Source organism: Rheinheimera mesophila, from assembly GCF_000986865.1.
GTDB lineage: Bacteria > Pseudomonadota > Gammaproteobacteria > Enterobacterales > Alteromonadaceae > Pararheinheimera > Pararheinheimera mesophila.
The window spans coordinates 92,598-103,330 of the sequence record NZ_LAVS01000006.1 but is presented as its reverse complement, the minus strand read 5'-3'; the positions used below and the strand labels follow the sequence as shown (position 1 = coordinate 103,330).

Genomic DNA, 10,733 nt, shown 5'->3' with positions numbered 1-10,733 from the left:
CAGACGGCGGGTTTTAACCAGACCGCTTTACCTTGCACCATCAGGCCATCTTGTTGCTCTGCCGGCACTGAGGCTAAATGCGTCCACTGCACTGGCCCTTGTTGCTCGGCACTCTGCAACTGCTCCAATTGAGTTTGTTTTTGCTCAGCACGTTGCCACTGCCAGTAACTCAACTTGATCAAAAGCGCAAAAGCGACCAGAGTGAATACAGCCAACAGCCAGTTGCGACTAAAATGAGTACCAATAGGCTTGGCTGTCATACGATGACCAGCCCTAAGCGAGGTTTTATGTGGATTAAACTTTTACTCATTGCACTACTGCTCTTTATTGTTTTTAACTTATTTCGTGCGTTATTTCTGATGCTCAAAAACGATGAAAACCAACCCAGCATGTCGAAGTTTTTAGGTCGTCGTGTCTGGTGGTCGGCCATTGTGTTACTACTGGTGATCCTCGCATTGCAATTTGGGATAATCACGCCACACGGCCGCCCCTATTAAGTCAGTCAGCGGGCCGACCAAGCCCGCATCTGCCTTACAGCACGTAGACAAAAACAAACAGACATAACCAAACCACATCAACAAAATGCCAATACCAGGCCGCGGCCTGGAAGGCAAAATGCTTATCGGCGGTAAAATGGTTTTTCAGTACGATGCGTAAAAACATCACCAGTAAAAAAATGGCCCCCAGGGTCACGTGTAAACCATGGAATCCTGTCAGTAGGAAGAAGGTATTGCCATAAATACCGGAGTCCAGTTTTAAACCCAAATCCTGATAAGCATGCACATATTCCACACCTTGCAAAGAGAGGAACAGTGCGCCTAACAAGATAGTAAGTCCTAACATTAACTTGAGTTGACCTCTTTTATTTTGCTCCAACCCCACATGGGCAAAATGCAAAGTCACAGAAGAAACTAACAGGATGATAGTGTTGTACAGGGGCAAACCTTGCCATGGCATGGCTTGAGTTTCGATCCCCCCCGGAGTTTTTAATAAAGGCCAGGCCGCTTCAAAAGCTGGCCATAACACAGCAGCTGTGCTGGCGTTATTACTGGCACCATCCAACCACGGTATCGCGATCATCCGGGCATAGAACAAAGCCCCGAAAAAGGCCGCAAAAAACATCACTTCGGAGAAAATAAACCAACTCATACCCTGGCGGAATGATCGGTCCAGTTGTTTGCTGTACAAGCCATTCATAGATTCATCTATGACATTACGAAACCAGCCCACCAGCATAAAAATTAAAGTGGCAACACCAGCCAGTAGCAAATAGCCACCATAACCGGGCTGATCTTTCGTGACTTCATTCACATAATTGCCAGCGCCAAAAGCAATCATAAACAAGGCCACTGCGCCCACTATCGGCCACGGGCTTTGCTCTGGTACGTAATAGTGTTGGTATTTTTCACTCATTGTTATCCCCTGTTGCTGTCTGTGCAGTGACCGGGGTGGCAGCGTCTACTTCGTACAAGGTGTAGGACAAAGTGATGGTGCTGAACTGTTCCGGTAGTGCGGGATCGACATAAAATTGCAACGGCATCAATAACTGCTGACCTGCCGTCAAATGTTGTTGGGTAAAACAGAAACATTCCATTTTATTAAAATACAAAGCCGCCTGCCCCGGCGAGACCGATGGCACAGCCTGAGCTGTCATGGCTCTGCCTGTAACATTGTGTGCCAGATAATCAATACGATGAATTTCCCCCGGGTGCACCCGTAGTTTATGCACTACAGGTTCAAACACCCAGGGCATGTTGTTATTGGGCCGGGCGATGAACTCGACCAGCACTTCACGTTGTTTATCCGGTATAGCGGCTTCGGCTGTCGCAGCCATAGTCGAGGTTTTACCATTCAGGCCTGTTAAATCACAAAACACGTCGTACAAAGGCACTAAGGCATAACCAAAACCAAACATGGCGGCTGTCAGAAGACATAATTTCACCACTACAGGCTGATGTTTTAGTGCCATAACGCCTCCTACTTGATTTCAGGTGGGGTAGTAAAACTGTGATAAGGCGCAGGAGACGGAATAGTCCACTCCAGTCCTTCGGCTCCTTCCCAAACCTCTGCTGTGGCTTTTTCACCGCCTTTGATGCATTTCACTACCAACCAGACGAACAGCAACTGGGATAAGCCAAAAGCGAAACCACCAATGCTGATCAGCGCATTAAAATCAGCAAATTGCAGTGCGTAATCCGGGATCCGTCGTGGCATACCGGCTAAACCAACAAAGTGCATCGGAAAAAACAGCACATTGACCGAAATCAGCGAACACCAGAAATGCCACTGCCCCAATGTTTCGTCATACATGTGCCCTGTCCATTTCGGCAGCCAATAATAAGCGGCCGCCATAATGGAGAAGATGGCTCCTGTGACTAATACATAGTGGAAATGCGCCACCACAAAGTAGGTATCATGGTATTGGAAATCAGCAGGCGTGATGGCCAGCATCAGGCCAGAGAAGCCACCTATGGTGAAAAGCACAATAAAAGCCAAGGCAAACATCATCGGCACTTCAAAGGTCATGGCGCCACGCCACATAGTGGCCACCCAGTTAAACACTTTCACCCCGGTCGGTACCGCGATCAGCATGGTGCAGTACATAAAAAACAGTTCAGCAAACACCGGCATCCCTGTGGTGAACATATGATGCGCCCAGACTAAAAAGGATAGTAAGGCGATACTGGCAGTGGCGTATACCATAGAAGCGTAACCAAACAACGGCTTACGGGCAAAAGTGGGTACTATGGCGGAGATGATGCCAAACGCAGGTAATATCATGATGTAAACTTCGGGGTGACCGAAGAACCAGAAAATATGCTGGAACAATACAGGATCGCCCCCCCCTGCAGCGTCAAAGAAACTGGTGCCAAAATACTTATCAGTCAGCACCATAGTCACAGCGCCGGCCAGCACGGGCATTACAGCAATCAGCAGATAAGCCGTAATAAACCAGGTCCAGACAAACAATGGCATCTTCATGTAGGTCATGCCCGGCGCCCGCAGGTTCATAATGGTCACTATCACATTAATAGCGCCCATAATGGACGATATACCCATAATGTGAACAGAGAATACAAAAAGCGCGGTGCTGTCATTGCTATAGGTGGTGGATAGCGGTGCATAAAAAGTCCAGCCAAAACTGGGGCCGCCACCTTCCATAAACAGCGACAACAGCAGAATGCTAAATGCAAAAGGTAAAATCCAGAAGCTCCAGTTATTCATCCGGGGCAACGCCATATCGGGCGCACCTATCATCATAGGAATAAGCCAGTTGGCAAGTCCGGTAAAAGCAGGCATTACCGCGCCAAACACCATAATCAGACCATGCACTGTGGTCATCTGATTAAAAAAGTTCGGTTCAACAATTTGCAGTCCTGGCTGAAACAGTTCGGCACGGATCACCATAGCCATAGCCCCGCCGATAAAAAACATCGTCAGTGCAAACAGCAGATACAAGGTGCCTATGTCTTTATGGTTGGTGGTATAAAGCCAGCGTTTTAAGCCTTTCGCTGGTCCGTGATGATGGTCATGCTCAGCATGAGCATGTGGATCTGTAGTAACAGTACTCATCTGCGCCCCCTAAGGTTTTTGTGCTTTGGCGATGTCGGCAGCTTGCACTACATCCCCTGTATTGTTATCCCAGGCATTGCGCTCGTAAGTTACCACAGCCGCAATTTCACTTAAGGTCAGTTGCTTGGCAAAAGCCTGCATGGCAGTGCCGGTTTTACCGTTCAGCACTATATCGATATGAGCGGGCAGATCTTCCAGCGCCATTTTGCTGCCTTTCAATGCAGGGAATACCCCAGGAATACCAGCACCGTTAGGCTGATGGCAGGCCGCGCAATAACCCATATAGGTTTTTTCGCCCAACGCCATTAACTCTTCTTTGCTCATATTCATGGACAGCAGTTTTTGCTCTTCGGCTTTGGCGGCCGCTTGCGCAGCAGCTTCCTGAGCTATCCACTGCTCAAAATCAGCCTGATCTTTGGCAATGACCACCACTGGCATAAAACCATGATCTTTACCGCACAGCTCAGCGCACTGACCTCTGTACACGCCGGGATGATCGACCTTGGTCCAGGCTTCATTAATAAAACCAGGGTTGGCATCTTTTTTTACTGCAAAAGCTGGTACCCACCAGGAGTGGATCACATCATCTGAGGTGACTAAAAAGCGCACCTTTTTACCTGTAGGGATCACCAAAGGCCTGTCGACTTCCAACAGGTAGTTTTCACCCTTCTTCAACTTATTGTCGATTTGTTTGCGGGGCGTGGCCAGCAAAGAGTAGTACTCCACTTTGTGGTCCATGTACTTGTAGTGCCACTTCCACTGTGAGCCGGTGATTAAAATAGTGACATCAGCTTCAGAAGTGTCTTCCATTGCGATCAAGGTTTGGGTGGCGGGTATCGCCATTAAAATCAGAATAACCACAGGTAAAGCGGTCCAAAGTAGCTCAACTTTGGTACTTTCATGGAATTGGGCGGGCGCGACACCCTTCGACTTACGATGATGGATGATGGACCAAAACATCACCCCAAAAACCGCTACCCCTATTGCACAGCAAATGTAAAAAATCTTCATATGCAGGTCGTAAACCTGCTGACTGATTTCTGTAACCCCTTGAGTCATGTTCAAAGGCATTTCTGCAGACTGCGTTGAGAACGCAAGCAAAAAGGTTAGCAGCGACCAACACAGATAACTGGTTTTCGCCACGTGACTTCTCCTCTGTCTTTGCACAAAGCAAATTGCAGATTGAAAGACACTACACATCCAACTTCGTCTTTAGTCCGCAACCGCCATTTTTATTATTATCCCGATTTAAACAACTAAAACCGGTGCACTGATGTGTTTATTTTGTTATCAGTTGCATCTAACAATTAGTCAAGGAACGAACAGAAGTAAACCCGAAAAACGAAAAAGCACCGATAAAACCAAATGGTCGTACCAGTGCTTGATGTATTAGCAAACTATTGAGTCAGGTAGATTTTTTACCAACTGCTGGTGCGGATCACACCAACGGCGAGGCCTTCAATGGCAAAATACTGTTGACTGAGGTCTACTTTAATCACGTCAAAATCGCTGTTTTCCGGATGCAGGTAAACCATCTGCCCTTCACGGCGAAAACGCTTTACTGTGACTTCATCTTCTACTCTGGCCACCACAATCTGCCCCTGCCGGGCTTCCGTAGTTTTATGCACTGCCAGTAAATCACCATCTAAAATACCGATGTCTTTCATACTCATGCCCTGCACTTTTAATAAAAAGTCGGCATTAGGTTTAAACAAGCTGGCATCCAGTTGATAACGCTGCTGAATATGTTCTGCCGCCAGAATAGGTTGCCCAGCCGCGACCTTACCAATCAATGGCAAGCCCGGTTCTTCTTGCTCCACATCATTCACGGCTTCATCTTCAACCAAACGGATCCCCCGGGAAGTGCCCGGCATCATTTCGATAAAACCTTTTTTTGCCAGTGCTTTTAAATGCTCCTCAGCAGCATTGGCAGACTTAAACCCAAGCTGAGTCGCAATTTCAGCACGGGTTGGCGGCATACCTGAAGCGGCTTGATAATCTTTAAGCAGTTGCAGAATTTCGGCTTGTCGTGGTGTTAATGGACGCATAATGCTGAATACCTATACAGTGGATACTGTGAGTATATACAGCCTTTTGCAGTCTGCCAAGCATTTTGCTGGTAAGACCTTCCATGCTATTCTAGCGGCTGTTTATAAGTACGGATTTGATATGTTAAAACCAATGACATGGTTAGCCAAGCTGCTGTATTGGCCACTCAAACCTTTGGTCAGATGCAAAATAGTGCCTGAACCTGTAGCGGAAAATCTGGCGCTGGATCCCAAACAGCCCGTGTTTTACATCAGCAGAACGGCCTCATCCAGCGATTTAGCCACCTTAGCCCGAGTCTGTCAGAAACTGGATCTGCCCGATCCGATGACCCCTGTACAGGTGGGGAACAGCAGCCTGTCCCGTATTATTTTTCTTGAACAACCTCGTGTGCTGTGGGGCAGTCGTACCTCGACTGACGCCTTACAACAAGGTTTAGCCTTATTACAGGCGCATCAGCGGGATCCTAATTTCTCAGCTCAACTGATCCCTGTATCAGTATTGTGGGGCCGGGCTCCGGGTAAAGAAGACAGCGTCAAGTCTATGCTGGGCGAATCTGAATCCCCAAGCTGGCTGGCCAAGCTGTTTATTGTGTTAATTTCAGGGCGTCATACCCTGGTGCGTTTTAGTAAAGCCGTCTCTGTGCGGCAGATTATTGAAAATGCCACAGTCAACGAAGACACAGCCCATAAGTTATTGCGGGTGGCGCGTTTCCATTTCTATCGCCAGCGTCTGGCGGCGACAGGTCCGAAATTACCGGACAGAGCTGCATTATTTAACTCTTTGCTGGCTTCTGATGCATTAAAAAAGGCCATTGAAGAAGAAGCGCAAACAAAAAAAATCAGTACCAGAGAAGCGCGGGCTGAGGCGTTAAAACTGCTGGAAGAAATAGCAGCCGATTACCGTGAATCTACCTTAAGAGTAGGCGATCGTTTCCTGGGCTGGTTATGGAAAAAGCTGTATTCCGGCTTGAAAATTACCAACGGCCAGGTACTGACAGATTTGGTACAAAAAGGTCACGAAATTGTCTACGTGCCCTGCCATCGCAGTCATATGGATTATCTGTTACTCAGCTACGTCATTTACCATCAGGGTTTGGCTCCACCTCATATAGCGGCAGGCATCAACCTGAACTTTTGGCCTGTCGGTAACTTTTTCCGCCGTGGTGGTGCTTTTTTTATCCGCCGCAGCTTCAGTGGCGAAAAGTTGTACTCAGCGGTGTTTCGAGAGTATTTGAGTCAGCTATTTAGCAAAGGTTATCCGGTAAAGTATTACTCCGAAGGCGGTCGCAGCCGCACTGGCCGTTTACTGCAACCCAAAACAGGTATGCTGGCGATGACGGTGCAGGCGGTATTGCGTGGCATCGACAGACCTATCAGCTTAGTCCCTGTGTACTTAGGGTATGAGCATGTGATGGAGGTCAACACCTACCTGACCGAACTCAAAGGCTCGAGCAAGAAAAAAGAATCCATAGGTGGCGTATTCAGTGCAGCGCGTAAACTCAGGGATTATGGTTATGGCTATGTCAATTTTGGTCAGCCTATTTCACTGAATGCGTTTTTAAACCAGCAGGTACCGGACTGGCGCGCTTCGATGGAGACGGCAGATAGCCAAAAGCCGGCCTGGCTGAACCCGGCAGTCGCTACACTGGCAACAGACATTATGCAGCGGATTAACCAAGCGGCAGCGCTCAACAGCATCAACCTCATTGCCACCTGTTTACTGGCTACCCGGCAACACTCGCTAACCCGCCAGGAACTGACGAGCCAACTGGAGTTTTACCGTAACTTACAACACTATGCGCCTTATCATTCGGGCGTGACCTTACCTGAAGGTTCGGTCAGCCAGTGGATTGACCATGCGATTCGCCTGAAGAAAGTGGCAGTGTCACAAGACAGCTTTGGCCAGATAATTCAACTGACGCCGGAAAACGCGATTTTATTAAGTTACTACCGCAATAACGTCTGTCACTTGTTTATGCTGCCTGCTATTTTGGCTACGGCCTTGTTGCAGCACCCAGGCTTAACTAAAGTACAACTGATGAATATTTGTCAGTTGCTACAGCCGTTGTTACAGCATGAGCTGTTTTTACGCCTGGATGACTTCAACTCTTATATAGAACAAGTGCTGGAACAACTGCAAAAACACCAACTGATCGAAACCAAAGGCCAGTCCTTACAGGCTGTTCCGGTGCAACAGGCAGGTCATTTTATGCTGGAGCTGCTGGCCTTTAACGCTCAGGATGTGTTGCAACGTTATGCGGTGGTATTAAATTTACTGCAACTTCAGAGCCCGCTGACCCGGGCTGATTTAGAGCAACAAAGCCATGAACTGGCGCAGCGTTTAAGCACTTTGCATGGCATCAGTTCACCTGAATACCATGATAAACAGCTATTTGCGACCTTAATTACGGCACTTCGCGAAGCAGGCTATTGCCATACCAACGAGCAAAATGAGCTGGAAGCTACAACTATTCTGTTGCCATTGCAGCAGACAGTAAATGGCTTATTAAGAGCAGATGTATTGCAGACTGTGCTGAGCATAGTGAAAAAGACCTAATTCTGTGAAATGAAAAAAACCACCTGCAGGTGGTTTTTTTGTCTCGCCAGAGCCTCAGCGCGCCTTGTCGTAACTACGAATCACGCCTTCCTGCATAGTCGAGGCCACTAACACACCATCCCGGTTAAAGAATTGACCACGCACCAGACCGCGGGCACCGGACGCGCTCGGGCTGTCTACGGCATACAGTAACCAGTCGTCAAAGCGGAAATCATGATGGAACCACATGGCATGATCGATAGTGGCAACCTGCATGTTAGGCGCCATAAAAGACTTACCATGCGGCTGTAATGCGGTCGGCAGGAAATTAAAATCTGATGCATAAGCCAGCAAATACTTATGTACCCGCAAATCATCCGGCATTAACCCATTGGCCTTAAACCAGACATAACGTTTGGCCTGACTGATTTGTGGGTTAAATGGATTGTGAAAGGCCACAGGGCGCATTTCTATTGGTTTTTCACAGATAAATTTACTGCGCAAAGATTCAGGGATCAGGTGGGCATGCTCGCGGTAAAACTCTAAATCGGACACCAGCTCTTCAGGTCCCGGCACTTTTGGCATCAATTCCTGGTGCTCAAAACCTTGCTCTTCCGCCTGAAAGGAAGCCGTCATATAAAAAATAGGTTTACCAAACTGAATAGCGCTGACCCGACGTGTACTAAAGCTCTTGCCATCACGAATATTTTCTACTTCGTAAACGATAGGCTTAGTTGCATCACCGGGACGCAGGAAATAAGAGTGAAACGAATGCACCTTGCGATCCGCTTCCACTGTCTCTTTCGAGGCCGATAAAGCCTGCCCCATTACCTGACCACCGAACACAGCCTTAAAACCGAGGTCCTGACTCTGACCTCTGTATAAACCTTGTTCGATCGTTTCCAGTTTCAATAATACCAATAAATCATGCAGAACCTGGCTCATCACCCTATTCCTTTATCAACAGACAGATTGGTATTCTCGTACACTGGAGCGGAAAAAACCAACCTTAAAATGAGCGGGGTGAACGCAATTCACGTTGGCCCATTTCGCGTTGGGCCGTTTCACGTTCCAGAGCAATTTGCTCTTTGGTGCGACAGGTACGGATAGGTTTGTTGGAACCTAACTTCTTCTCACGCGTGCAAACCATACCGGATTTCTCCGCAGCAGCAATGGCTTGTTCAGTTTTGGCTTTTTCAGCTGTTGCAGTAGGGGTACTGGCACAGGCAGATAACAAAGTGACGGTAAACACAGAAATGAACAGAGGTTTCAACACAGTTATATCCTTATAGTCAATATCAAAGAAGTTTTGATAGTAACTATAAAGCCAAGAGGCAACAAGACGGAAACAGCACAAAAAGCAACCGCCTATCAACATTTTTGTAAAAAGTTGTAATATTTACCTATTATCTGTATACGAGCGCATTTCAGTCCTGGTCATGCGATCTCTGGTTTGTTCACGTTCCAACGCCATCAGCTCAGGTGTACGGCATACAGTTTGCGCAATCAGAGTTCCGAGAGGTTTTTCACGAAAACAAACGACGATCTCTTTCTTTGCAAGTTCTTCGTCGGACTTCAGTGCTTTATTGACCGAAGCATAAGCTGAGGCAGCACGTTGATTGGTTTGCTCCTGAGTATAAGATTGTGCACAGCCCGTTGTGATCAACAGAGCAGAAACCACCACTAATCCATGCTTTATTTTCATCATTGAACTCCTGTAATAAAATTAGTAACAAATTCAGCCTAAGCAACAATGCGGTAAAAGTAAAGGTCAAAATTTATACAGCAATTTTTTTCTTCCGTCCGGTACTGCGTTGATTTTTCTCTGTGCTACAGTCGGTTACCTGATCTGAACAGCGGACCTGCGATGAACTACTGGCTTTTTAAAACAGAACCTGACGAATGCAGTATCGATGATTTTGCCAACTCCCCCGGGACAGCCATCGTCTGGGAAGGCGTGCGGAACTATCAGGCACGTAACTTTCTGCGGGATCAGGTCAAGCTGGGCGACCTGGTGTTTATTTATCATTCAAGTTGCAACGCTATTGGTATAGCGGGCGTGGCGCGAGTGGTACAAAGCAGCTACCCGGATCCCAGTCAGTTTAACGCCTCAAGCCCTTATTTTGATGCAAAATCAACGGGTTCTAAGGCGCCATGGGTGGCTGTAGACCTGCAATTTGTAGAGAAATTCCCCCAGCTTTTGTCGCTCGACAAACTCAAACAGTCAACTAAGCTAGAGCAATTACCATTGGTAAAAAAAGGCAACAGATTATCTGTGATGCCGGTCAGTTCAGCCGAATGGCAACATATCATCACAATGAGTCAGGACAGGGGACGCGACGATGAAACAGGAAAGACGACGTGAGCCCAGAGATCTGAGCTACTTTTGGGACATGCTGAACATGGCGCAAAAGTTTTCCGTCTCTGAATTGCAACGCTTTGGTTACGAGTTATCTTTTGTCAGACAACAGGAACAACAGCGGGTCGCCGTACTCAAGGCGGGCCATAAAATGGCCAGCATTGACGAAGATGGCCAGATTAATACGGCTCCAAAGGTGTCTTTGCGCGATTAACCC

13 protein-coding genes are annotated in these 10,733 nt (G+C 47.5%); 4 read left to right on the top strand and 9 right to left on the bottom strand.

Annotated elements, in window-relative coordinates; all coding sequences use genetic code 11:
• Positions 1-260: SURF1 family cytochrome oxidase biogenesis protein (locus tag SD53_RS04355; protein ID WP_046519001.1), on the bottom strand; the 260-nt coding region annotated here is incomplete at its 3' end.
• Positions 261-287: 27 nt separating this feature from the next.
• Here SD53_RS04355 and SD53_RS04350 point away from each other — a divergent pair.
• Positions 288-497 carry a DUF2909 domain-containing protein gene (locus tag SD53_RS04350; RefSeq protein WP_046519000.1) on the top strand — a complete coding sequence of 70 codons (210 nt, stop codon included), beginning with the start codon at positions 288-290 and terminating at the stop codon, positions 495-497.
• A 34-nt stretch (positions 498-531) separates the two neighbouring features.
• On the opposite strand, the gene SD53_RS04345 is transcribed toward SD53_RS04350, so the two are convergent.
• From SD53_RS04345 to lexA, 5 genes are all read right to left on the bottom strand, one after another.
• A complete protein-coding gene (locus SD53_RS04345) occupies positions 532-1,413 on the bottom strand; it encodes a cytochrome c oxidase subunit 3 (RefSeq protein WP_046518999.1) in 882 nt (293 codons plus the stop codon).
• Complete coding sequence (locus SD53_RS04340; RefSeq protein WP_046518998.1) at positions 1,406-1,969, bottom strand: cytochrome c oxidase assembly protein; 564 nt, start codon at positions 1,967-1,969, stop codon at positions 1,406-1,408. The genes SD53_RS04345 and SD53_RS04340 overlap by 8 nt, the downstream gene beginning before the upstream one ends.
• A gap of 8 nt (positions 1,970-1,977) precedes the next feature.
• Positions 1,978-3,573: a cytochrome c oxidase subunit I gene (ctaD, locus tag SD53_RS04335; protein ID WP_046518997.1), complete on the bottom strand. Its 1,596-nt coding sequence runs from the start codon at positions 3,571-3,573 to the stop codon at positions 1,978-1,980.
• 9 nt (positions 3,574-3,582) lie between these two features.
• Positions 3,583-4,632, bottom strand: coding sequence for a cytochrome c oxidase subunit II (coxB, locus tag SD53_RS04330; RefSeq protein WP_241481750.1), 1,050 nt, complete (start codon positions 4,630-4,632; stop codon positions 3,583-3,585).
• A gap of 359 nt (positions 4,633-4,991) precedes the next feature.
• Positions 4,992-5,621: a transcriptional repressor LexA gene (gene lexA, locus SD53_RS04325; protein WP_173425684.1), complete on the bottom strand. Its 630-nt coding sequence runs from the start codon at positions 5,619-5,621 to the stop codon at positions 4,992-4,994.
• Between the two features lie 121 nt (positions 5,622-5,742).
• Between lexA and plsB the strand changes: the two genes are divergently transcribed.
• Entirely contained in the window at positions 5,743-8,178 is a 2,436-nt protein-coding gene (plsB, locus tag SD53_RS04320) for a glycerol-3-phosphate 1-O-acyltransferase PlsB (protein WP_046519010.1), read from the top strand.
• A 54-nt stretch (positions 8,179-8,232) separates the two neighbouring features.
• Here the strand turns inward: plsB and tesB are convergent, their stop codons facing one another.
• From tesB to SD53_RS04305, 3 genes are all read right to left on the bottom strand, one after another.
• Complete coding sequence (gene tesB, locus SD53_RS04315; protein WP_046518995.1) at positions 8,233-9,102, bottom strand: acyl-CoA thioesterase II; 870 nt, start codon at positions 9,100-9,102, stop codon at positions 8,233-8,235.
• A 64-nt stretch (positions 9,103-9,166) separates the two neighbouring features.
• Positions 9,167-9,433, bottom strand: coding sequence for a hypothetical protein (locus SD53_RS04310; RefSeq protein WP_046518994.1), 267 nt, complete (start codon positions 9,431-9,433; stop codon positions 9,167-9,169).
• Positions 9,434-9,556: 123 nt separating this feature from the next.
• The gene (locus SD53_RS04305; RefSeq protein WP_125060981.1) at positions 9,557-9,865 is read right to left on the bottom strand and encodes a hypothetical protein; all 309 of its coding nucleotides are present in this window, start codon (positions 9,863-9,865) and stop codon (positions 9,557-9,559) included.
• Between the two features lie 159 nt (positions 9,866-10,024).
• Here SD53_RS04305 and SD53_RS04300 point away from each other — a divergent pair, with 159 nt between their 5' ends.
• Positions 10,025-10,522 carry an EVE domain-containing protein gene (locus SD53_RS04300; protein ID WP_046518992.1) on the top strand — a complete coding sequence of 166 codons (498 nt, stop codon included), beginning with the start codon at positions 10,025-10,027 and terminating at the stop codon, positions 10,520-10,522.
• Positions 10,500-10,730 (top strand): hypothetical protein, encoded by a 231-nt coding sequence (locus SD53_RS04295; RefSeq protein ID WP_046518991.1) that lies wholly within the window; start codon positions 10,500-10,502, stop codon positions 10,728-10,730. Before SD53_RS04300 ends, SD53_RS04295 begins: the two co-directional genes overlap by 23 nt.
• Positions 10,731-10,733 lie beyond the last annotated feature (3 nt).